This is a genomic window from Peptoniphilus koenoeneniae, assembly GCF_030812875.1.
GTDB lineage: Bacteria > Bacillota > Clostridia > Tissierellales > Peptoniphilaceae > Peptoniphilus_B > Peptoniphilus_B koenoeneniae.
The window spans coordinates 163,943-184,903 of record NZ_JAUSTN010000005.1; the positions used below are offsets into that span (position 1 = coordinate 163,943).

The window sequence follows — 20,961 nt, forward strand, 5'->3', positions numbered from 1 at the left end:
AAATTAATTATTAAAGGGTGGCTTATGGATATTAAGGCAAATAAAAATACATATTTTCTTTTACTTTTTTGGGCTTTTGTCCAAATTATTTTAAATATTTTTACCTTTCAGGCTATTTTTGTCCGTAGCCTTCATGTTATGTTTTTAATTTTTTTCGGAGGCCTTTACTTTAAAAAATTAAAGTTTTTCACCCTTCCTTTAACAATTTTTACCTTTTCTTATATTTTTTTAAACTATAATAAAATTGCCTTAAGGGGGGGATATCTCTATAAAATCGACTATATTTTTGCTTTTTTTGCAATTTTTCTTGTCCTTATTGTTTCTTTTAAGATCAATAAAACTTTTACTCTTTTAAGTTTAATTTTTTTATCTTATCTTTTTTGGGGTAGGTTTATTTCTGGTCCCCTTGCTCACAATGGATTTTCTTTAAGAAGGGTTCTTTCTCATTTTGTCTGGGGAACTGAAGGAATTTTCGGACTTGGCGCAGGAGTAAGCTCAAGTTATATTTTTCTTTTTATGCTTTTTGGAAGTTTTTTAAAATTTTCAGGCTTTATAGATTTTATAAGCGATCTTTCTCTTTGCCTTGTGGGAAAAAGCTACGGTTCTTATGCAAAAGTAAGTGTCATTGCATCGGCTCTTATGGGCATGGTTAACGGAAGTGCTCTTGCCAATGTTGCTACTACAGGAAGTCTCACCATACCTCTTATGAAAAAACAAAAATATTCTTCTGAATATGCAGCTGCTGTTGAAGCTGCATCTTCAACAGGAGGTCAATTTGCTCCTCCTATTATGGGAGCTGTTGCCTTTGTAATGGCGGAATTTTTAAATATATCTTATTTAAGGGTGGTTAAGGCTGCAGTTATTCCTGCCTTTTTATATTATTTGGGGATTTTTACTTCAGTTCATTATGAAGCAAAAAAATTAAATTTAAAAAGTTCGGCTTTTTCTTATAATTTTTTAGATTTATTAAAAGAAAGGGGCCATTTGTTAATCCCAATTTTTATTTTAATTGCCGGCCTTTTTTATTTCCCTCTGGAATTTTGTGTAATTATTTCAATTTTTTCCCTTATTGGAGTTTGTGCTTTTAAAAAATCCACAAGAATGTCTTTTAAAAATATTTTAGATGCTCTTGTTGATGGAGCTGTAAATTCAATTGCTGTTGGAATATCTTGTGTTTTAATAGGACTTATTATAGGAAGTGTATCTCTTAGCGGCCTGGGTCTTAATTTTGGAAATATGATTTTAAATTTAAATTCCCATTCTCTAATTTTCGCCTGGTTTTTAGTTGCAATAATGAGTTTAATTTTAGGCATGGGTGTGCCAGGAGTTGCAGCTTATGTAATAGTTGTTTCCGTTGCAGTTCCTGTTTTAATTAAGCTTGGAGCTCAACCTATAGGGGCCCATCTTTTTTGTTTAATTTATGCCTGCCTTTCAAATATTACTCCCCCTGTGGCAGTTTCAAGTTATCTTGCTTCTTCTATAGCAGAGTCTGATATGGTAAAGACTTCTTTAATAGCTTTAAAACTTGCTTTTAGTGGATTTATTTTTCCTTTTTTCTTTTTAATAAATCCAAAATTAATAGGCCTTGAAAGTCCCAAATTTTTAGAAATAATATTTTTAATTGTTTTTTCTTCCATTGGTGTCTTTGCAATTTCTTTAGGCCTTACAGGCTTTTTCAAAAAAAATCTTTCAAAAACAAAAAGATTTCTCTTTCTAGTTTTGGGACTTCTTATAATGTATCCGGAAAAATACACTTCCATTTTTTCTCTTATAGGTCTGATTTTTTTACTTATAGGAGAAATGAATTTTAAGGTAAAAAATAAATTTCCAATATTTTTTATTTTAATGTTTTTTTTAACAGGATGTACAAGTCCAAAGTATAGGATTGATATACCTACAGCCTCAACTACAGGGGCCCTATACCCTCTTGGAGCATCCCTAGCAAATGTTTTAAATAGGGATAAGGATTTTCGTGCTAACATTCAAGCTTCAGGTGGAGGCATAGATAATTTAAACATTTTATACAATAGGGATGCCAATCTTTCCATGGCTGTTAATTCCATTGTTTCTCAAAGTTATGAGGGCAAGGGAATTTTTAAAGGCAGGGAAAATAAAAAGCTTAGAATTATTGCAAGCCTATATTTAAATCCCAACCAAATTCTTGTGAGAAAGGATTTAAAAATAAAATCTTTAAAAGATTTAAAAGGCAGCCATTTTTCTGTGGGAAACCCTGGCTCAACAACAGAACTTGAAGCAAAAGCACATTTTGAAGCCCTGGGCATGGATATAAATAAAGATATTTTTCCCGAAAGAGTAAGTCCTTCAGAAGCCATTTCTCTTTTAAAGAGCAAAAAAATTTCTGGAGTTTGGATTATGGCAGGAGCTCCCAGTGCTTCAGTAACGGAAATACTTTTAACCGCCAATTGCGAAATTTTAAACTTAGATCCTGATTTTATAGAAAAATTAAATGAAAATAACAAGGGCTACGAAAATTACACAATTAAAAAATCCGTGTATAATAACAATAAAGACATAAACACTTCTGCAAGTCCCATGGTTATTTTTACAAGTTCAGATATGAGCGAAGAATGTGCTTACAAAATTACAAAGGCTTTTTGGGAAAATTTAGAAGAACTTAAAGCTTCTAATAAAGTTTTAAAAAATGTGGAAATTAAAAATGCCCTCCGGGGAATAGGTAAGGTTCCCCTCCATCCCGGAGCTAAAAAATATTATCTTGAAAGAGGAATAAAATGATACAAAACGATACTTTTATTAAAGAGATAAACGACCTTATTAACATGTGTTTAGGAGTTTTTTTCTCAGGAAAAATTTATAAGGACAATGAAAATAGTAAAAATAATAAAATTTATAGGGAGCTTCAAAATTTTATTTCTGACGGAAAAATTAATGATGGAGAAAATCTTTATTATGATAACATTGACCTTAATGACACTGAATATCTTCAAATAGGCTTAAGTTTTTATAGGGCCTTAAATGATTTGGACGACAAGTTTTTACACGAAAATGATTTTTCAAGAAAGGAAATTAAAATTGGCATCGAAGATCTTTTAGATGCCTACAATATAAATTTTATAGGTGAGAAATGAGCAGATTTTTAAGAGAATTTTTTAGACCAGTTACCATTGAAGGACAAGTTATAGATTCTTTAAGGGACACTTTAAATGTAATTTCAGAGGATCATCTAAGTATAATTTTAAAAAGCCATTGTCTTAATGAAGATGTGAAAAAAAATGACCTTTATGATTTTTTGCCCCAAGCTTTTGAAAAAGATCTTAAAAGTTTAGATGGAAATTTAATAAAGGCCTTTAATGACATTTATAGGGGCATAATTGACTACACAAAAGATGAAACTTATATAATCCTGAAAAAATTTACTGATAAGGGGTATATATTTATATACACAAACAATGACGGCAAATATTTTAACTATAGAATTCCTGATGAAATTTGTCAGGTTTTTGAAAAATTACTTAGACTTTAGGAGGAAATATGAAAAAATTATCCGTTCTACTTTTATCCCTGCTCTTAATTTTAAGTGCTTGCGGTAAGGGAAAAGAAAATCAAAATAATAAGGGATCTGAGAACAATAAAACTCAGGTTACAAATGCTGAAAACTCTAAAAAAACTCAAACATCTTCTTCAGAGGGTGGCTTTGAAAATGTAAATTTTGATTCAAATATGACTCGTGAAGAATGTATTGAAGCGGCAAATAATGTTAATGCTTTTTTACTTGAACACGACGAGGACATAGTGGATCCTGTAAGTGTTAAATCTTGGAAGATTAATAATGACAATGGAATTATAACAAGTGAGTCTGATATTGATGGAAAGGTAACAAAAGTTGTCTATGAAAATAAGGACAATAAACTTGATTTAATTTCAATTTATGTGGGAGATAAGGAAATTTTTAAAAAATAAAAGCGAGTAAAATCGCTTTTTATTTTTAAGGAGTATTTTATGAAAAATGTTCTTATTACAGGAGGAGCTAAGGGTATAGGCAGGGCTATAGCTGAAAAACTTTCCGGGGACTGCAATTTAATTATAAATTACAATAAAAGCAAAGAAGCTGCTGAATTTTTAAAGAAAAATCTCAAGGGAAATGTTGAAATTTTTAAGGCTGATATTTCAAATAAAGATGAAATAGACAAAATGGTTTCTTTTATAGAAAAAAATTATAAAAAAATTGATGTTTTAATTAATAATGCTGCTATTCCCTCTTATAAAATGGTCCAAGACCTTACCTATGAAGAATATAGAAAAGTTTTTGATACTAATGTCTTTGGAACTATTTATCTTACAAAAAAAATTGTCCCCATGATGCTTCATGAGGGTGGGGGAAACATTTTAAATATTTCTTCCGTTTGGGGAATTGTGGGTGCTTCTTGTGAATCTCTTTATTCAGCATCAAAGGGAGCTATAAATGCTTTTACCAAAAGCCTTGCTTGGGAACTTGCTTATTCAAATATAAAAGTCAATGCCCTTGCACCAGGTCCTGTTAAAACTGAAATGGTTAATCTTTTAAGTCAAAAGGACCTTGAGGAGGTAAAAAACGAAATTCCCTTCGGACGTTTTGCAGATCCCTCTGAAATTGCAAATCTTGCAGCTTTTTTAATTTCTGATGAAAATTCTTTTATGACAGGACAAATTATTTCACCTAACGGTGGAATGACTATTTACTAAAATTTATTATATTTTACAGGAGGTTTTATGGAAAAAATTTTACTTTATGGTTTTGAAAATTATGAAAAAAAAGATGACTTATATTCTATTTTAAAGGAAAACAACATTAATCTTGTGGAAGCAGGAAAAGATGAACTTTGCCAAAATATAGGATATATTTTGGGTTTAGATGGTTTTGAAAAAAATGAAAATGAGGAAGAAAAAGATTTTAATTCAAAGACAAATTTTATGATGTTTTGTGATTTCACTGAAAAAAGACTTTATGAAATTATAGGAGATTTAAAAGAAAAGGACATTTATATTCCCCACAAGGCTGTTTTAACAGAAACCAACAAAAATTGGACTCTTTTTTATATGATAAATCACATTGAAGAAGAACACAGGCTTGTTATGAAGTATCAAAATCTTTGTAAGTGCATAAAAAAAGCTCAGGAAATTAAAAATCCCAAGCTTAATGTTTATATTGAAGAAGCTGAAAAGCTTCGTGTTGATAAAAATCTTACTGAAGAAAAATTAGATGAGATGCTGGAAAAATTTATGAAATTATTTTAAACTAAGGCTCTTCAATTTCTTGGGCTTCCAAGATTTTGTAGGGCTTTTTTTCAAAAAATTCATAGCATATATCATAACTTCTTTTATCGTCTTCATTTAAAACTTCATGCCTTAAATCTTTTACAAGAACCATATCCGTATCTTTCCATGACCTCTTCCTATAATCTTCCAAAACTTTTTTAACTCCATATCCACCTAAACCTAAAGGATCATCTCCGCCGGAAATAAAAAGACAAGGAGTATCTTTAAATTTACTTCTCTTAGACTCTAGACTGGCCATTTTAAAGAGAATTCCACCTAAGGTGATATATCCATTGGCTGTAAAATCAAAACCGCTTAGAGGGTCTGCTATGAAGTCTTTTACATTTCTTGCACTTTTACTTATCCAATCAAATTTTCCGCCTACAATTTTTTTTGCAAGTCTTCCTGTTGTAAAATAGCCTAAAATTTTTGCCCTATATCTTTGGCCCTTAAATCTTGCAATTAATTTTGCTAAACGTATAAGAGATTTACCTTGAAACTTTGTAAAATGACCTGTTCCCATTATAATGGCCCTATCAACTTTATATTTATGAATATAAATCCTCGCTAAAAAAGAACCCATGGAATGACCCAATATGTAATGAGGCACCTTATAATTTTGTGTCATCTCATTAACTTTTTTAATATCTTGAATTAAATATTGAACTGTATCTCCTTCTCCAAAATATCCCAAATCTTCCTTTGATTCAACACTTAAACCATGGCCCAAATGATCATGACCTATGACCAAATAGCCTTTTTTATTTAAGAATTTTGCAAAATCATCATATCTTGCAATGTGTTCACTCATACCGTGAACAATTTGAACAACGGCAAGAGGATTTTCAACTTCCCACACAATATAGTGAATATTATTTTTCCCGTTTGCTGATTTAAAATAACCTTCCATTTTTCTACCTGAAAATTTCCTTAAAATTCTTAAGTTCTCTTAAATTTGTAAAATCATAAATAAGAGGCGTTACAGTAACATAGCCGTCTTCAAGATAAGTCCTGTCAGTTTCTATATCATTTTGCGCATCTCTTCCCACTACCTCAATTTTTATTGTATCTCCCTTTACGGTCTTTTTAAATTTATCTGTAATGGAACCTCCAACACTTGCAACTTTTATTCCCTTTACCTTATTAATTTCAAGTTTGGGTGTATTTACATTAACAAGCTTTGCTTCCTTTAAATTTTTTATTTTTTCAAAAACTTCAAGACCGTAGTAAACTGCCGTTTGAAAATTACAGTTGCCGTGTTTATATTGAGCACTTAATGCCAAAGAAGGAATGCCCAATATGTTTGCTTCAACAGCAGCTGAAACTGTTCCTGAATATAAAATATCCATACCAGAATTAAGACCTAAGTTGCAACCGCTAAATACAAAATCAAAATTGTGGCCCTTAACTTCTATGGCAGCTCTCACACAATCTGCAGGAGTGCCTGAAACTGAATAAGCTTCAAAATCTTCAATTTCAACTTTTTTTACATAAAGAGGCTCCAAAATTGTAATTGAATGGCTCTTTGCCGAATTTTCCTTATCCGGTGCAAATATAACCACCTCATGACCTCTTTTTCTTGTTTCTTTTGCAAAAGCAAGAATGCCCGGTGCAAAATATCCATCATCATTTGTTAAAAGTATCCTCATCTTTTCTCCATTCGTAAACATTTGAAGGAAGGTATCTGGGTGCAGCCTCTAAGAAATAATCTCTTCCCTCTTGTAAATTTTTTCCAAGCAACAAATCTTTCACTGTTTTCTTTGCCCTTTCAGGCGTATTATTTTCAAGACTTAAATGAGCAAGAAGGATTTTTTCCTTTTTTCTCCTTAAAAGCTTACTTAAAACTTTCCCTGCATTTTCATTGGAAAGATGCCCCTCATTGGACATTATCCTCTGCTTTTGAGCCCAGGTATAAGTTCCTCCTATAAGCATATCCAAATCGTGATTTGCCTCAAGATAAAATAAATCACTTCCCTGAGCCTTTTCCATCATGCTTGCAGAAATCCAACCTGTATCGGTAATTATACAAATTTTTTCCTTACCACCGTGAATTATAAAACTTGTTCCGCCCAGGCAGTCGTGAAAAATTGGCATAGGCTCAATAAATAAATCTTTAAATTGAAAAGCCTTACCGTTGTTAAATTGAAAAGCATTTTCCAAACTTATTTTTTTCACAAAAGGACTCATGCCTTTAAAAGTATTTTCATTGGCAAAAACTTTTATGTTGTGTCTTCTTGAAATTACTCCTACACCCTTACAATGGTCCATGTGTTCATGAGTTACAAAGACTGCATCAATATCTTCAATATTTATATCTATTAAACTTAAAAGTTCTTTTATCCTCTTGCCGCTGTGACCTGCGTCTATTAAAATTTTTGTGTTCTTGTGTTCAATATATTGACAGTTTCCGTCGGAACCGCTGGATAGTGAACAAAATCTCATAACTACCTCCGCAGCTATTATAACACAGTTTTATATAAAAAAATAAAGGAGGAAAAAGCTCTTTTATAAATATAAATTTTAAAACATATTTGTAAAAGTTCTTATATTTTTTTGTTTTATTTTATTCAGCTTCGCCGCCGGACCAATTGCAGATATTTGCAGCCAAATCAAAGATTTGGGCAAATAGTTGCATGAGACCTACCACGATTTTTTTCAAAAATCGGGTTAGGTCTTCAAATTGGTCCCTACATTCTCTTGCAGGGATTTATTCTTGTGAAATCTCTTCGCATAAATTAACCCCACATTTCTGTGTGGATTCAAAATTATAATAAATTTGTGTGGGATTTTGTGGGGCCTAGGGACCGGTTTACCGGTCCGCGTGTTTTTTGTGGGAGAAAAAATAAATATTTGATTTAAAATTTTTTACAAATATTTTTTTATGCTTCACATAGAGCATTTTTGTTTTAATTTTCAACTTCATTTTTTTATTTTGTTTAATTCGCCTTCGCCGTCGGACCAATTTATTGGTCTCATACATTGGGTTTATATTTTTTTCCATTAAAAAAATCCATTGATATTTTTTCAATGGATTTTATTTTTTAATAATTTTCAACTATTAAATCTTCTCCGTCGTCAAATTCTATTCTCCAAGATGGAATTGCACGTCCTTGAAGTACTTTTGTTATGTCGTCTATATAACCTTGTTCTTCTGGATCAAAGTAATAACAAGCTTCTATTTTTGTTATTTTCTTGTCCGATATGTCTTTTTCCAAAATGGATAAAAGGGCTTTTGATGCGGATTCCATATATATTTTTCTTCCGCTTTCATCAATTACGTTGAGCCAGAGTCTGTCAAGTTTCCTTACTCCGTTTTTGTCCATTTGAAAGTTTGTATAGGAAGTTTCAAGAAGTTTGTTGTCATAGAGTTTTCTGTATTCTACTATAAATTGATCTTCTTCTTTTTCCATTTTTGTAATTATCATGTCCGTGTTACTTAAACCGTGTTTTACTAAAAAATCCTTGCTTGCCTTTACTGCGTCTTCTAAGTTTTCAATTGTATAGCCTTGACCCTTTTGTCTTTCGTACAAAATTCTTCTTGAATTTATTAAAATAAATGAAGAGTCTTTAAAGTCTATTCTTCCATTACCCCTTGTTGTTGTGCTTACAATTCCCAGATCATTAAAAAACAGGCTATTCATTTTGTCTAAGTCGTAGGTTTCAAATTCAACGTTTAAACTTTTCATATTTAATTTATATTTTGGGATTTTTGTTTCAAGGCTTATGTCTTTTGTTTTTAAAAGCTCACTTACTTTATTTATAAATTCACCACTTGAGGTCTTGTCTTTATAATTTTCATATCTGTATAAAATCAAGGCGAATAATATTAAATTTGTTATAAGCAAAATTAAAAGCATAATTTTTTTAGCTCTTTGCCAATCCATTTTTCACCTCAATAAATTTTTCCGCCTCATAAGAATAATAGTAGGATTTATTTTTATAACTGATTTTAAGGCCTGCTTTCAAATTTTTTTCATTTAAATCTAAATATACAAGACTTACTCCCCCTATGTTTTTTAAGGCTCCTTCTATGCCTTCAGAAAATATTTGAGGGTTTTCGAGAATTATGTCCTCCAATTTTTTCGTTCTTATAGGCATTTTTATAACGCCTTCTCCTTCTTCGCTTCTTCTGTAAATTTCTTGATATTCTGTAATTTGTTTTGATGAAATTTTTAAGTTTATATAGTCTTTTTTGTCTTCAGTAAAAATTAAGGGAATTCCATCTTCTCTAAATTCAAAGTTTAAATTAAAGTCGTCATTATTTTGAATGTTGTAACCGCTAAAATAAAAACCGTCAGTTTTTCCAGTCTTTGATCCTATAAAATTACAGGCAAGTATTAAATTTTCATATTTTTGGCTATCTTCTTTTTTTACCTGGTCAGTATTTTTATAAGCTATAAGTCCTCTGTCCAAAATTTTTAAAAAACTCGGCCCATAGACATAGGTATTTCCTTCCTGGTCTTTTATTTCCTTGATGTAGTCAATGTCTTTTGATAAAAATTTCATAGCCATGTTGGCCTTTTGTAAATTGTTCAGTTTAGATACTTCGTTTACATAGGATATATCTCTAAGATAGATAATTTTATCTTTTGGAAGATATATGTTTTTATTTATTCCGTAAAGTTCTTTAAAGTTTAGTACGTCTAAGTAATCACTTTTCGCCAGTTCAGTTAGCCTATCTTTTACAAAGTCTTCTTCTTCATATTTTAATTTATAATTTTTATCCGCCGAGTGTAAAATTACATCTCCATCTTGGGAAAAATAGATTTCACTGAAATTACCCTTTATTATATCCCTATTTTTTCTTTCATAGTCCATGACATTTATAAAAACACGACCGTCCATAACTTGGGAAAATCTATATACTATTGAGGGCTTTTCCTGCAAGGCCATATATTCTTCCATACTTATTTCTTCAGTTTCATCAAGGCCTGTTTGGCTTAATATTTTTCCTATTTTATCCAAGTCTTCTTTCCAGTAGTTACTGATTTTAAAAATAAGACCGTGGTTTTTTGGTGAAAAGTTTGCAAGTATATATCTTGGGGTAAAAATTTTTTTAATCATGTCTTGGGTATTAAATTCTTCTATTTTTTCTCTCTTTTTTAAAATCCCCGGAGATATCCATAAAAATAGTCCCTGGAAGATTAAAAGAAAGGATAAAAAAATTATTGCTAAATTTGACAAAATTTTTTTCATAAGACACCTGCAAAGTTTAAAGTAACTTTTGTCCCCTCGTTTAAAACTGATTCTATTTTTATTGATCCACCCATGGATTCAATAATTTCCTTAGCTATGGAAAGACCAAGTCCCGTTCCTCCCATTGCCCTTGAACGTGATTTTTCAACTCTGTAAAATCTGTCAAAAATTCTGTTTAAATCTTCTTTTGCAATTCCCACTCCGTTGTCTTTTACTTCTATTGTTACATTTGCTCCAAGACTTCTTGCTTTTACTTCTATCTTGCCCATATCTTCTGTATAATTAATGGCATTTGCCAAAATGTTTCTGAAAACTTGGTCTGCTCCATGTCTATCCACAAACATTTTATTTATATCTTTAGGAATGTCCAAAGTTAATTTTTGTCTTTTTTTATTTAATAAAACTTCAAGAGATTCAGCATTTTCACTTATAAAATCATAAGTATTTAAAGCTTCATACTTCCAATTCGTTTGCTTGTAATCCATGTTAGATAGTTGTAATAAATCAGACACAAGCCTTGCCATTCTTTGGTTTTCTTTTTCAATAACTTTTAAAAAGTTTTTTCTTCCCTTTTCATCAAGGTCAACCTCTAAAAGGGTTTCCGTATAGGACATTATTGTTGTAATAGGAGTTTTTAATTCGTGGGATACATTGGCAACAAATTCCCTTCTCATTAAATCAAGTTTGTGTTCTTTTGTTATGTCTTGAAGAACTACTATTATTCCTGAATTTAAACCTTCGCTTTTATAGGGGGCAAATTTCACCTTATAAAAATTATTGTTAAGATCCAAATTTTTTTCTCCCCTAAGGCTTTTATAGTCCGAGTAATTAAGTTTATCTATGTTTACTCTTATTAAATCTATGGGACTTCCCATAGACTTGTCATTTAAGTTTAGAATTCTCTTGGCTATAGGGTTTGCATGAATTAAAATTCCATTTCTGTTAACGGCAATTACTCCTTCAGCCATATAATCAAAAATTGTATTTAGTTTTGACTTTTCAATGTTCATTTTGTCAATGGTAAGATTTAATTCATCTGTAAGATAATTAAAAGTGTTACCTAATTTTCCAATTTCATCATCACTTTTAACTTCTACCCTTTGATTAAAATCTCCCTTCGCCATTTCCTTTGCCTTTAAAGTTAAATCTTTTATAGGTCTTGTTATGGATCCTGCCAGTATGTAGGCTAAAACCAAGGTTATTACAAGGGCAAAAATTATGGCACTTGTTAAGATATTTTTTGCATAATTTAAAACATTATATACGCTTTGCAAGTCACAAACTTCATAAATTAAACCCTTTACTTCTCCATCGTCACTTATAATGGGTTTTAAGAGATGTTTTGTGTTTTCAGATGTATTTTTATTTTCTACAAGGCTTTCAGCTTTTTTCCCTTGAAGGGCCTGTAAAATTAAATCCGGCTCTAAATTTTTATAAGTTAGGGCATTTTGCCTGTTGTTTAAAAAATAATCCCTTGCATTGGTGTTTGAGGAAATAATAATGGGTTCTTTTTCAGATGTTATTACATAAATACTTTCATTTGAATAAAGGCGCCAATTATTTATAAGTTCGTCAATCTTATTTTTATTTTTATATAGGTCTTCATTAAAAACATTAAAAGAAGAGCTAATGAGTGAATTTACATTAGCCTCCATGTTTTTCGAAATATTTCCTATTTGTTCAGTTTCAAGTCTATTTACTATAAATGAGCTTACAATTGAAAGTACAATAAGCTCAAGAACCAAGTATATAGTTATAAGTCGCCATTTGACGCTTTGAAACATTTTAACCTCCAAAATAATAACCTACTCCTCGTATGGTTATTATGTATTTAAATTCTTTGTTTTTATCTTCTATTTTTTCACGAAGCCTACGAACTGTAACATCAACTGTACGAATGTCTCCGTAATATTCATAGCCCCACACTTTTTCAAGAAGCTCTTCTCTTGAAAAAACCTGTCCCTTATTTAAGGCTAAAAATTTTAAAAGTTCATACTCACGTAGGGTAAGTTCTACAACTTTTCCACGTTTTTTTACTTCATATTTTGCAAGATCTATTCTTAAATCATTTTCTTCAATAATTTCATTTTCTTCCTTAACTTGAGATTTATCTTCAGCTTCAAAGTCTCGCCTTCTTAAATTTGCTTTGACTCTTGCAATAAGCTCACGCATGGAAAAAGGTTTAACTACATAATCATCAGCTCCCAGTTCAAGACCAAGGATTTTATCAACTTCGTCTTCTTTTGCAGTGAGCATTATAACTGGAATGTTATTTTTCTTTCTGATTTCCCTTAAAGTTGAAAAACCGTCAAGTTTTGGCATCATAACATCTAAAATAATAAGACCGAAATCATTATTTTCTAAAATTTTAAGACACTCTTCTCCATCATAAGCAACTTCAACTTCATATTTTTCTCTTTCCAAATTATATTTGACTATATTTGCTATTGCAGCTTCGTCATCACAGACTAAAATTTTATCGCTCATATAGACCTCCTCCTTCTATTATACCAAATCACAATATTTATAAAAGAATGATAATTTTTTAAAAGTTTTAAAAAAAATAGGCGATAAAAATCGCCTTAATTTATATTTTTATTTTCTTTCCCATCTCAGATCTGGTCCGTAAAATTTTATTGGGAAAAATTTATCATAAACTCTTGAAAAAACTCTTTGAGAATATCTTTCTGAAAGTTCTTTAGGTTCTAAGTTTGTGGAAATTATAGTTTTTTTACCCTTTAACATTCTGGAATTTAAAATGTTAAAAATTTCAGATGCAAGCCAGGTGTTTGCAAATTCGCTTCCCAAATCATCTATTATTAAAAGTTGAGATTCAATAAGCATGGTAAATTTAAGCTCGTCAAAATCTTCATCTCTTCTAAATCTTCTTTTTTCAAGCATATCAAATATTTCCCAAGCTGTTTGATAGACTACATTTATGCCAGAATCTAAAAGTTCTTTTGCTATAGAGTTTACTAAAAAAGTCTTGCCTTGACCTGTGGAGCCGTAAAAAAGTAAATTCATGTCGTTGGCCTTTTCAAAAGTTGAAATAAATCTCCAGGAAATATTTAAAATGTCTTCCATGTTTTGCCTGGGAGTTTTTTCTCCTTCAATATAGGTTTCGTTGGAAAAAATATTTATGTCAAAAGTTTCAAAGTTTTCTTTTTTTAGGGTGTAATCTAAGTTGCTCATTTTATAAAGTTCTTTTGCCATTTTTTGTTCCATGCAAAAACATCTTTTTCCATTTTCACTTATTCCCGTATCTTTACAATTTTTACAGGTGTAAATTTTATCTAAATAATTTACATCATAGCCATTTGCAAGTAAAAGTTGATCTCTTAAATTTTTTAAATTTTTAAGTTCATCTTTGGAAATTTCTGTGTCTTTTCCCTTTAAACTTGCAAGAGAAGCCCTAATTCCTATTTGATTTATCTCTTGTTCAATAGACTGAAGCTCCGGGATTTTTTCATAAACTTCCCTTTTTCTTTCTTCTTCAATTTTTGTATTTTCATTTCTTATTTCTTCATATTCGTTAGAAATTTTTTGAAATATTTTCAAATTATTCACCCTTATCCATAGAATCAAGAAGTTTTTCAACTTTTTTCTTGGCAATATCTTCAAGTTCTTTTCCCGTATAAGAATCTGTTTTCTTGTTTAAGTTTTTAAAATTAGGTCCCACTTTTTTAACTTTTTTATCTTTTGTGTCATTTAACCTTATTTGATCTAAACTTGTATAGCCGCTTTTTTTCCAATTTTCAAGAACTCCATTTACATAACCTAAGTTTGGACTTTGTATGTTTACAGTTTTTGAAAGAGCTTCTTCAATTATATCTTCTGAAAATTCACTATACCAGGAATTTATCAAATCAAAATCAAATTGGTTGAAGGTTTTTTTTGTAAGACCTATGGATTTCATAACAAAATTATAGTTGTAATATTTTTTCTCATGCTCTTTGAAATTTTCTTCAAGTTTTTCTGGAGTTCTGATACTTTTTTCGCTCCAGTCCCTTACAACTTTTTCAACATATTTTACATTGTATATGTTTTTTATTTCTGTTACAAAGAAAAAGGCTTCTTCAATAAGACTCATGGGCATATTATAAACTCCTATCCAGTTGTAAATATCCTGTTTTTGCATGGGGGAAATGCTCTTTCTTAAAAGAAATTCAATTCTTGATAAAAAGTTTGCCACTTGAGGATTTTCTACTATTTGGCTGAAATTTTCACGACTTTTGTTTTCAGTGTTCCAAACATTTTTTATATAGAGTTCTTTTAAGTTTACATAGTATATGTCCATCTCATCATTTTCTCTTTTTATTTTTATTAAATTTTGTTTTTCCCAATAATCCCAAGCCCTATACACGTCATTTTCAAGTATACCTAATAAATCTGCCATGTCTGAAGCTTTTACAGCCCCACCTTGGCCTTCTTTTAGAAGTTTTAGACCCATTATATAAACTTTTACAAAAGACCCATCTGCTGAGGGCATAAAGTCATTAATAAATATATTTTCTATTGAGGTTGAACCTAAGTCCAACTGACATTTGTTTAAAAAAATTCCCATTTTTTTACCTTTCCAATTTCATAACAATATAAGACATTAATTTTTTACCTAAAATTTTTACAAAACCCTGTCCTTGGCCATACTGGTACAAATCTTTTTCAAGAAACATAAGGCCCTTTGAAACCTTTTTAAATCCAATTTTTTCATAGATGTGAATGGCTTTTTTGTTATAGGCTGCAACTTTTAATGTTATTTTTTTTAATCCTCTTTCTTTAAAATAATAGTCCGCCATGGTTTTTAAAGCATCTTGTCCGTAGCCTAAGTTATTATATTTTGCTCCTATTGCCAAACCTAAAACTGCTGATGAAAAAATTTTATTTATTTTTTTAAAAGATATAAAACCCACAGGTTTTTGATTAGCAAAAATTGTCCAATATTCATTATATCTGTTTTTTGTTTTTTCTTGGTACCAATTTTTAATTAAAAAATTTTTATCTTCTATGAAGTTGTAATCTCTTAATAAAGGATTTTCATACTGACCCCAATTTTGAAATTCATAGGCGTCTTTTAGGCTGAGTTTTTCCATCCTTGTTATTTTTCCTTCTACCATGTTTATATTATATCAAAAAAAGACCCTAAGGCCTTTTTTCATATTTTTATTTATTTTTTTAAATGGGAAGAAGTCTTCTCCACTTTCCAAATTTATAATAAAAGTAGTTTGCTATAAAGGCAAGAACCCATGTTACAGGCCAAGCCATAAAAATAATTTCCACTCTGTAAATCATTTTTAAGACTATATAAATCCAAATCATCCTTGCTCCGCACATGAAAACTATTGAAATAAGCATAGGTGCCATGGCAAAGCCTGCCCCTCTTATTACTCCTCCTAAAACTTCGCTCATGGAGAAAATAAAATAAGTTGTGCATAAAATTCTGATATATATTTTACCCACTTCAACTACATAGGGGTCTTTATTAAACAATTTTATAAGGGGATCTGCAAATACAAAGGTGAATAGGCTTAGGGATAAAGAAACCGCTACTCCTATAATAATACTCACTTTTGTTCCCTGACGAACCCTATTATAATTTCTTGAACCTATATTTTGTCCTGTAAAGGTAGTTGCTGAAAGGGCTACGGAAACAATTCCCATATAGATAAAATTATCTATCCTTCCTCCAGCACTATAGGCTGCTATTACATCTGCACCGAACTCGTTTATTTTTGATTGAATTAAAACATTGGAGAAGGAGATAATAGCTGACTGAATCCCGGCTGGAATTCCTATATTAAATATTTCTTTTAAAATATCTGTGTCTATTTTAAAAATATTTTTTAGGTTAAGTCTTACAAAATCGGATTTTATTAGAGAGTAGGTTACTAGGATTGCACTTATAACTTGAGCAAAAAATGTTGCCCAGCCTGCCCCTTCAACAGACATTTTAAAAACTGCAACTAAAATTATATCCAAAATTATGTTTGTAATTGCCGCTACAAGTAAAAAGTTAAAGGGCCTTTTTGAATCTCCCATACTCCTTAATATACCAGATCCCATGTTGTAAACTAAAAGGGGTATCATTCCCAAGAAAAAAATCCTCATATAACTTACAGCCATATCCATAATCTCATCGGGCGTTTTTACAGCCCTTAAAATCCAAGGGGATAAGAGGATTCCCACTATTGTTAAAATTATTCCACCTAATATGGCTATGGCATAAGAAGTTGTAATGCTTTTTTCAAGTTTTTTTCTATCCTTTGCTCCGTAAACTTGAGATACTACTACACTTGCTCCTGTGGTTAAACCAAAAAAGAGCCCTATTAATAGCGCACTTATCTGTCCTGTGGAACCTACTGCGGCCATGGGATTTTTTCCTGCAAATCTGCCGACAATTACAAGGTCTGCCGTATTATATAATTGTTGTAAAAAATTTGATAATAGAAGGGGAATTGAAAAGGCAATTATGCCCTTATAAATTGATCCTTCAGTAAGATTTATATTTCTTGTTTTTTTCATATTTTTTTTCTATATTATTATTCTTTATTCCTATTAATTCAGTATAAGGGAGAGTTTAAGTAAATGCAAACTTATATAAAAAATTACTTTTTGAATATAATTAAATTTTATTTAACTTTTGCTCATTAAACTGATATAATATTTTTATTATAGGAGGTACAAATATGACCCTTAGAGATTTGGAAATATTTTTAGAAGTTGCAAATACTAAAAATATGTCTAAAGCTGGAGAAAATTTACATATATCCCAACCTACTGTTTCTCATGCAATTGCTCAAATAGAAAAGGAGTTTAATGTTGTTTTATTTGAAAGAGTAAGTAAAAGTCTTTTTCTTTCAGATGCGGGATATAAATTATATCACTCTTCAAAAAAACTTCTTAGAGATTTTGAAGACATAAGTTTGGAGCTTTTAAACACTTCTTTAATTAAAATTGGCATAAGTGAAGATGTGCCTTTGGATTTAATTGAAAAGTTTAAAAGAAATTTAGAAAACAAATATGATATTTGCCTTAAATTCGTTTTAAAGGATTCAAATGTTTTAAAAAAACTTTTTGAAAATAATGAACTTGACTGCCTTTTCTTAGGCGAAAATCTTTTTTCCTATAAAGATGATTTAGATTTTATTGATTTAAATTTTGTCCTTTGTACAAAAAAAGAAAATTTAAGTTTAAGTCCTCACAACCTTAAATTTATTTCCTGGTCAAATTCTTATCCTATAAAAGTTTTAAAAGCTTTAAAAGAAAAATACATACTTGATACAGCTTGGGAATCTTCTTCTTTGGATTCCGTTTTAAAACTTCTTGAGCTTGGCCCTTATTTTGCTTTTTTACCTGAAATAATCTCTAAAAATTATGAAATTATTTCAGACATTAATTTTAAGAAAAGATTTATCCTTCACTACAAAAAAGATAAATTTATAACCAAGGAATTTAAAATTTTATTAAATGAATTTAAATCAATAAAAGAAAATGGACTTGTTTTTTAAAAGTCCATTTTTTTATTTTATTATTAAATTTAAAACTATGCCTAAAGCTGCACTTATTCCTATTATTTTAAAGAGAGAAGTTCTTTTTCCATATAGGATAAGTCCCAATATAAAAGTTACTGCTGCGGGAAAAACCATATTTTCCAAAGAATAGGCTCCCTTAAAAACCGATTGGTTAAAAAGATTTATAGCCGTTATTAAAATAAGAGAAACCACCCCTGCCTTTATTCCATTTAACATCCTATCCAGAGATACAAATTTTTTATTTTTTGAAAATAAAAAATATCCAAGGATCATCATTAAAATAAATTGAGGTGTTATAACTCCAAGAGTTGCAACTATTGAACCTATTATTCCATCTACTTTTTGTCCTACAAAGGTTGCTGAATTTATTGCTATAGGTCCCGGCGTCATTTGAGAAATAGAAATCAAATCTAAAAATTCCTTTGAATTCATCCATTTATTTCCTTCCACAACAAATTCATCTATAAGGGGAATTACTGCATATCCTCCACCAAAAGCCATCATTCCTATTTTTAAAAAGGTTAAATATAAATCAATCAGCATTTTTTTTCTCCTTAAAAAGACTAAAAATTATAAGTCCTGAAAGACCTGAAAATATAATTAAATAAATTTTATTTATATCTTTAAAGAAAAATCCCAGGATAAAAACACTTATAATTACAAAACTTGAAAAAATAGGAAATTTTTTAATTGCACTTTTTCCCATCCTGTATACTGTTATAAAAAGTACGGCACTTATTGCCCCACTTATACCTAAAAGAGCTGAACTTATATAAAAATTTGTTTTAAAAGCTTGATAAAATTTTGAAATTATCGAAAGAGTTATTAAACAGGGAAGACTTGATGCCACTAGTGAAACAAGGGCTCCCACAGGTCCTCTTAATTTATATCCTGTTAAGACTGATGTGGATATTGCCATTGCTCCCGGTCCTCCCTGGGCAAGAGCAACTATATCAAGCATTTTTTCCTCATCTATTAATTTTAAATCTTCCACAAATATATCTTTTATTATGGGAACAATTGTGTAGCCTCCCCCAAAGGTTATGGCATTTATTTTAAAAAAAGTCCAAAAAAGTTTTGCCAAGGAAATTTTTTTCATTTTACTTACACCTCTTTTGCATTATAGCATAGAAAATTTTTTTATTTTTTAAAAATAAAAAAAACACGCTTTTTGCGTGTTTTCTATTTTTATTTTCAGTTTATAGGATGGATGCTTACACTTTCTATTACGTTGTTAGAACTTTTTATAACTTCATAAATATATTTTCCGTCATCTACCATTGTTCCCAGTTCAAGGTCATAACCTTTTTCCTGTATAAGATCTGAAACCAAACCGCCTATAGAATTATATCCCAAATCTTCTATTTGAAAATTACATTTTCTGTTTATTTCTTCTATGTCTGTTGAAGCACTAAATACATTATCATTTGATGAAAATATTCCTACGTCTGATGCTCCTATTAAAAATTTTCTTACTGCAAATAATAATGATATTGCTATTACTCCTATTATGATGTCATTCATGGTGTCTGATTTTATTAGCATCTTTCTTGCTATTACAAGCATTATTAAGTGAATTATTGTTGAGTCCGAATGGGCAACCATTAGGAGGACAAATTCAACAGCTATTACAAGTAAAAGAACGTGGTCTAAAAAGTGTTTAAATAATTCATAACTGGGTTCTGCTGGTGAAATTATTATAGAATGATAGTATCTGAAAATATCCGGCACTGAAATAATTATTCCAACTATTAACAATATTGAAATTAACATTTCAAAAAAATATACTATCTTATTTAAGTTGAGTAAAAATTTTCTTCTATTCATTTTTATTCTCCAAGATTTTTTTCTATTTCTTTTTTTAATTTTTCTAAAACTTTTTTTTCTATTCTGGATACTGTCATTTGAGATATTTGAAATTTTTTTGCTATTGCTATTTGTGTACTCTTTTTAAAATATCTTTCCATCAAAATGTTTCTTTCAAGTTCGTTTAAATTTTCAAGAAGTTTTTCTATAAAATCGTTCATTTCAATTTTATCAAAATATTCTTCATCTTCTCCTATGATTTCAGAAAGATTTACATCTCTGTCACTTTCTGTGGCTTCATAGATAACATCAAGGGATTGAAGAGAATATACTTTTGATGCTTCTGCAGCTTCGAGTATTTCTTCCGGTGTGCTGGAAAGATATTTTGCAATGTCGTTTACTGTAGGCGCTCTTTGATATTTTTGAGATAAATATACTTTTGCATTATTAATTTTTTTTGAGAGTTCCTGAATTCTTCTTGGTACTCTTATTGTCCATCCTTTATCTCTAAAGTATTTTTTTATTTCACCAATTATTGTGGGAGTTGCAAAACTAGAAAATTCATATCCTTTTTTGGGATCATATCTATCTACTGCATATATTAGCCCTATTGAGGCTACTTGATATATGTCTTCGTATTCTATGCCCCTTCCCGAATATTTTTTTGAAAGAATATCTGCAATATAAAGATGATCTTTTATTAATTCTTCTCTTATTTCTGGATCTTTTGTTTTATAATACTCTTCAAATTTTTTTCTTCGCTCTTCTTTAATTGATTTTTTTTCTTTGGAGTTGTTTTTTTCCATATTATTCTCTGATTTTTATTAATTTTATTCCGTCCGCCTCAAAAATTACTTTATCTATTAGGGACTCTATTATAAGTTTGGACATTTCTATTTCTTCTTCTTTAAAATTTTCTTCTATTCCCTTTATAAAGGTCATAATATAATTTTCTTCAATGTCCAATTCAATTTCTATGTTTTCTAATTTTCCCTGGATTTTTGAAATGTTTAAGCCTTCTGTTACTGCCATCTTATAGTCTTCTATATATTCAACATCAAAGTCAAAGTTAGATAAAATTCCTGAAATAAATAATCTTACAGAGGAATAATATTCTATTTTTTGAGGTATGCTTATTTTTATCTTATCCATGTCT

At 30.0% G+C, this 20,961-nt stretch carries 23 protein-coding genes; 7 read left to right on the top strand and 16 right to left on the bottom strand.

Going from position 1 to position 20,961, the window contains the following annotated elements; all coding sequences use genetic code 11:
- Positions 1-24 precede the first annotated feature (24 nt).
- Genes J2S72_RS05835 through J2S72_RS05860 form a run of 6 tightly spaced genes read left to right on the top strand, consistent with a single transcriptional unit; the run spans position 25 to position 5,253 of the window.
- Complete coding sequence (locus J2S72_RS05835) at positions 25-2,754, top strand: TRAP transporter fused permease subunit (protein WP_307495152.1); 2,730 nt, start codon at positions 25-27, stop codon at positions 2,752-2,754.
- Positions 2,751-3,107: a DUF6483 family protein gene (locus J2S72_RS05840; protein ID WP_307495153.1), complete on the top strand. Its 357-nt coding sequence runs from the start codon at positions 2,751-2,753 to the stop codon at positions 3,105-3,107. Before J2S72_RS05835 ends, J2S72_RS05840 begins: the two co-directional genes overlap by 4 nt.
- On the top strand, positions 3,104-3,502 hold the full coding sequence (locus tag J2S72_RS05845) for a hypothetical protein (RefSeq protein WP_307495154.1): 399 nt from the start codon (positions 3,104-3,106) through the stop codon (positions 3,500-3,502). Before J2S72_RS05840 ends, J2S72_RS05845 begins: the two co-directional genes overlap by 4 nt.
- Before the next feature lie 8 nt (positions 3,503-3,510).
- Positions 3,511-3,939, top strand: coding sequence for a hypothetical protein (locus J2S72_RS05850; protein WP_307495155.1), 429 nt, complete (start codon positions 3,511-3,513; stop codon positions 3,937-3,939).
- Positions 3,940-3,978: 39 nt separating this feature from the next.
- The gene (gene ymfI / locus J2S72_RS05855; RefSeq protein WP_307495156.1) at positions 3,979-4,701 is read left to right on the top strand and encodes an elongation factor P 5-aminopentanone reductase; all 723 of its coding nucleotides are present in this window, start codon (positions 3,979-3,981) and stop codon (positions 4,699-4,701) included.
- A gap of 27 nt (positions 4,702-4,728) precedes the next feature.
- The gene (locus J2S72_RS05860; RefSeq protein WP_307495157.1) at positions 4,729-5,253 is read left to right on the top strand and encodes a DUF3783 domain-containing protein; all 525 of its coding nucleotides are present in this window, start codon (positions 4,729-4,731) and stop codon (positions 5,251-5,253) included.
- A 1-nt stretch (position 5,254) separates the two neighbouring features.
- Here the strand turns inward: J2S72_RS05860 and J2S72_RS05865 are convergent, their stop codons facing one another.
- The 11 genes from J2S72_RS05865 to J2S72_RS05915 form a co-directional block, all read right to left on the bottom strand.
- Positions 5,255-6,184 carry an alpha/beta fold hydrolase gene (locus tag J2S72_RS05865; RefSeq protein WP_307495158.1) on the bottom strand — a complete coding sequence of 310 codons (930 nt, stop codon included), beginning with the start codon at positions 6,182-6,184 and terminating at the stop codon, positions 5,255-5,257.
- Between the two features lie 4 nt (positions 6,185-6,188).
- Positions 6,189-6,923 carry a 5'/3'-nucleotidase SurE gene (gene surE, locus J2S72_RS05870; RefSeq protein WP_023055048.1) on the bottom strand — a complete coding sequence of 245 codons (735 nt, stop codon included), beginning with the start codon at positions 6,921-6,923 and terminating at the stop codon, positions 6,189-6,191.
- Positions 6,901-7,716 (bottom strand): MBL fold metallo-hydrolase, encoded by an 816-nt coding sequence (locus tag J2S72_RS05875; protein ID WP_307495159.1) that lies wholly within the window; start codon positions 7,714-7,716, stop codon positions 6,901-6,903. Before J2S72_RS05875 ends, surE begins: the two co-directional genes overlap by 23 nt.
- Before the next feature lie 599 nt (positions 7,717-8,315).
- Positions 8,316-9,158 (bottom strand): hypothetical protein, encoded by an 843-nt coding sequence (locus tag J2S72_RS05880; protein ID WP_307495160.1) that lies wholly within the window; start codon positions 9,156-9,158, stop codon positions 8,316-8,318.
- A complete protein-coding gene (locus tag J2S72_RS05885; RefSeq protein WP_307495162.1) occupies positions 9,139-10,470 on the bottom strand; it encodes a hypothetical protein in 1,332 nt (443 codons plus the stop codon). The genes J2S72_RS05880 and J2S72_RS05885 overlap by 20 nt, the downstream gene beginning before the upstream one ends.
- Positions 10,467-12,254, bottom strand: a complete 1,788-nt coding sequence (locus J2S72_RS05890; protein WP_307495163.1) for a HAMP domain-containing sensor histidine kinase — start codon at positions 12,252-12,254, stop codon at positions 10,467-10,469. The genes J2S72_RS05885 and J2S72_RS05890 overlap by 4 nt, the downstream gene beginning before the upstream one ends.
- A 1-nt stretch (position 12,255) precedes the next feature.
- Positions 12,256-12,957, bottom strand: coding sequence for a response regulator (locus J2S72_RS05895; protein WP_307495164.1), 702 nt, complete (start codon positions 12,955-12,957; stop codon positions 12,256-12,258).
- Between the two features lie 108 nt (positions 12,958-13,065).
- Positions 13,066-14,028 carry an ATP-binding protein gene (locus J2S72_RS05900; RefSeq protein WP_307495165.1) on the bottom strand — a complete coding sequence of 321 codons (963 nt, stop codon included), beginning with the start codon at positions 14,026-14,028 and terminating at the stop codon, positions 13,066-13,068.
- 1 nt (position 14,029) lies between these two features.
- Complete coding sequence (locus J2S72_RS05905; RefSeq protein ID WP_307495166.1) at positions 14,030-15,034, bottom strand: DnaD domain protein; 1,005 nt, start codon at positions 15,032-15,034, stop codon at positions 14,030-14,032.
- Between the two features lie 4 nt (positions 15,035-15,038).
- Positions 15,039-15,560, bottom strand: coding sequence for a GNAT family N-acetyltransferase (locus tag J2S72_RS05910; protein ID WP_307495167.1), 522 nt, complete (start codon positions 15,558-15,560; stop codon positions 15,039-15,041).
- 82 nt (positions 15,561-15,642) lie between these two features.
- Positions 15,643-16,989: an MATE family efflux transporter gene (locus tag J2S72_RS05915; protein WP_307495168.1), complete on the bottom strand. Its 1,347-nt coding sequence runs from the start codon at positions 16,987-16,989 to the stop codon at positions 15,643-15,645.
- A 164-nt stretch (positions 16,990-17,153) separates the two neighbouring features.
- Here J2S72_RS05915 and J2S72_RS05920 point away from each other — a divergent pair, with 164 nt between their 5' ends.
- On the top strand, positions 17,154-17,975 hold the full coding sequence (locus J2S72_RS05920; protein ID WP_307495169.1) for a LysR family transcriptional regulator: 822 nt from the start codon (positions 17,154-17,156) through the stop codon (positions 17,973-17,975).
- A 12-nt stretch (positions 17,976-17,987) separates the two neighbouring features.
- Here J2S72_RS05920 and J2S72_RS05925 read toward each other — a convergent pair whose 3' ends face one another.
- The 5 genes from J2S72_RS05925 to J2S72_RS05945 form a co-directional block, all read right to left on the bottom strand.
- Positions 17,988-18,542: a chromate transporter gene (locus tag J2S72_RS05925; RefSeq protein ID WP_023055031.1), complete on the bottom strand. Its 555-nt coding sequence runs from the start codon at positions 18,540-18,542 to the stop codon at positions 17,988-17,990.
- Entirely contained in the window at positions 18,532-19,098 is a 567-nt protein-coding gene (locus J2S72_RS05930) for a chromate transporter (RefSeq protein ID WP_023055050.1), read from the bottom strand. The genes J2S72_RS05925 and J2S72_RS05930 overlap by 11 nt, the downstream gene beginning before the upstream one ends.
- A gap of 95 nt (positions 19,099-19,193) precedes the next feature.
- A complete protein-coding gene (locus tag J2S72_RS05935) occupies positions 19,194-19,826 on the bottom strand; it encodes a transporter associated domain-containing protein (RefSeq protein WP_023055019.1) in 633 nt (210 codons plus the stop codon).
- Positions 19,827-19,828: 2 nt separating this feature from the next.
- A complete protein-coding gene (locus tag J2S72_RS05940) occupies positions 19,829-20,611 on the bottom strand; it encodes a SigB/SigF/SigG family RNA polymerase sigma factor (RefSeq protein WP_307495170.1) in 783 nt (260 codons plus the stop codon).
- A 1-nt stretch (position 20,612) separates the two neighbouring features.
- Positions 20,613-20,957 (bottom strand): ATP-binding protein, encoded by a 345-nt coding sequence (locus tag J2S72_RS05945; RefSeq protein ID WP_307495171.1) that lies wholly within the window; start codon positions 20,955-20,957, stop codon positions 20,613-20,615.
- Between the last annotated feature and the right edge of the window lie 4 nt (positions 20,958-20,961).

What these genes read in the sequence shown, in the direction of transcription:
- J2S72_RS05835 (WP_307495152.1), top strand. Translation starts at nt 25, where the DNA reads ATGGATATTAAGGCAAATAAAAATACATATTTTCTTTTACTTTTTTGG.
- J2S72_RS05840 (WP_307495153.1), top strand. Translation starts at nt 2,751, where the DNA reads ATGATACAAAACGATACTTTTATTAAAGAGATAAACGACCTTATTAAC.
- J2S72_RS05845 (WP_307495154.1), top strand. Translation starts at nt 3,104, where the DNA reads ATGAGCAGATTTTTAAGAGAATTTTTTAGACCAGTTACCATTGAAGGA.
- J2S72_RS05850 (WP_307495155.1), top strand. Translation starts at nt 3,511, where the DNA reads ATGAAAAAATTATCCGTTCTACTTTTATCCCTGCTCTTAATTTTAAGT.
- ymfI (WP_307495156.1), top strand. Translation starts at nt 3,979, where the DNA reads ATGAAAAATGTTCTTATTACAGGAGGAGCTAAGGGTATAGGCAGGGCT.
- J2S72_RS05860 (WP_307495157.1), top strand. Translation starts at nt 4,729, where the DNA reads ATGGAAAAAATTTTACTTTATGGTTTTGAAAATTATGAAAAAAAAGAT.
- J2S72_RS05865 (WP_307495158.1), bottom strand. Translation starts at nt 6,184, where the DNA reads ATGGAAGGTTATTTTAAATCAGCAAACGGGAAAAATAATATTCACTAT.
- surE (WP_023055048.1), bottom strand. Translation starts at nt 6,923, where the DNA reads ATGAGGATACTTTTAACAAATGATGATGGATATTTTGCACCGGGCATT.
- J2S72_RS05875 (WP_307495159.1), bottom strand. Translation starts at nt 7,716, where the DNA reads ATGAGATTTTGTTCACTATCCAGCGGTTCCGACGGAAACTGTCAATAT.
- J2S72_RS05880 (WP_307495160.1), bottom strand. Translation starts at nt 9,158, where the DNA reads ATGGATTGGCAAAGAGCTAAAAAAATTATGCTTTTAATTTTGCTTATA.
- J2S72_RS05885 (WP_307495162.1), bottom strand. Translation starts at nt 10,470, where the DNA reads ATGAAAAAAATTTTGTCAAATTTAGCAATAATTTTTTTATCCTTTCTT.
- J2S72_RS05890 (WP_307495163.1), bottom strand. Translation starts at nt 12,254, where the DNA reads ATGTTTCAAAGCGTCAAATGGCGACTTATAACTATATACTTGGTTCTT.
- J2S72_RS05895 (WP_307495164.1), bottom strand. Translation starts at nt 12,957, where the DNA reads ATGAGCGATAAAATTTTAGTCTGTGATGACGAAGCTGCAATAGCAAAT.
- J2S72_RS05905 (WP_307495166.1), bottom strand. Translation starts at nt 15,034, where the DNA reads ATGGGAATTTTTTTAAACAAATGTCAGTTGGACTTAGGTTCAACCTCA.
- J2S72_RS05910 (WP_307495167.1), bottom strand. Translation starts at nt 15,560, where the DNA reads ATGGAAAAACTCAGCCTAAAAGACGCCTATGAATTTCAAAATTGGGGT.
- J2S72_RS05915 (WP_307495168.1), bottom strand. Translation starts at nt 16,989, where the DNA reads ATGAAAAAAACAAGAAATATAAATCTTACTGAAGGATCAATTTATAAG.
- J2S72_RS05920 (WP_307495169.1), top strand. Translation starts at nt 17,154, where the DNA reads ATGACCCTTAGAGATTTGGAAATATTTTTAGAAGTTGCAAATACTAAA.
- J2S72_RS05925 (WP_023055031.1), bottom strand. Translation starts at nt 18,542, where the DNA reads ATGCTGATTGATTTATATTTAACCTTTTTAAAAATAGGAATGATGGCT.
- J2S72_RS05930 (WP_023055050.1), bottom strand. Translation starts at nt 19,098, where the DNA reads ATGAAAAAAATTTCCTTGGCAAAACTTTTTTGGACTTTTTTTAAAATA.
- J2S72_RS05935 (WP_023055019.1), bottom strand. Translation starts at nt 19,826, where the DNA reads ATGAATAGAAGAAAATTTTTACTCAACTTAAATAAGATAGTATATTTT.
- J2S72_RS05940 (WP_307495170.1), bottom strand. Translation starts at nt 20,611, where the DNA reads ATGGAAAAAAACAACTCCAAAGAAAAAAAATCAATTAAAGAAGAGCGA.
- J2S72_RS05945 (WP_307495171.1), bottom strand. Translation starts at nt 20,957, where the DNA reads ATGGATAAGATAAAAATAAGCATACCTCAAAAAATAGAATATTATTCC.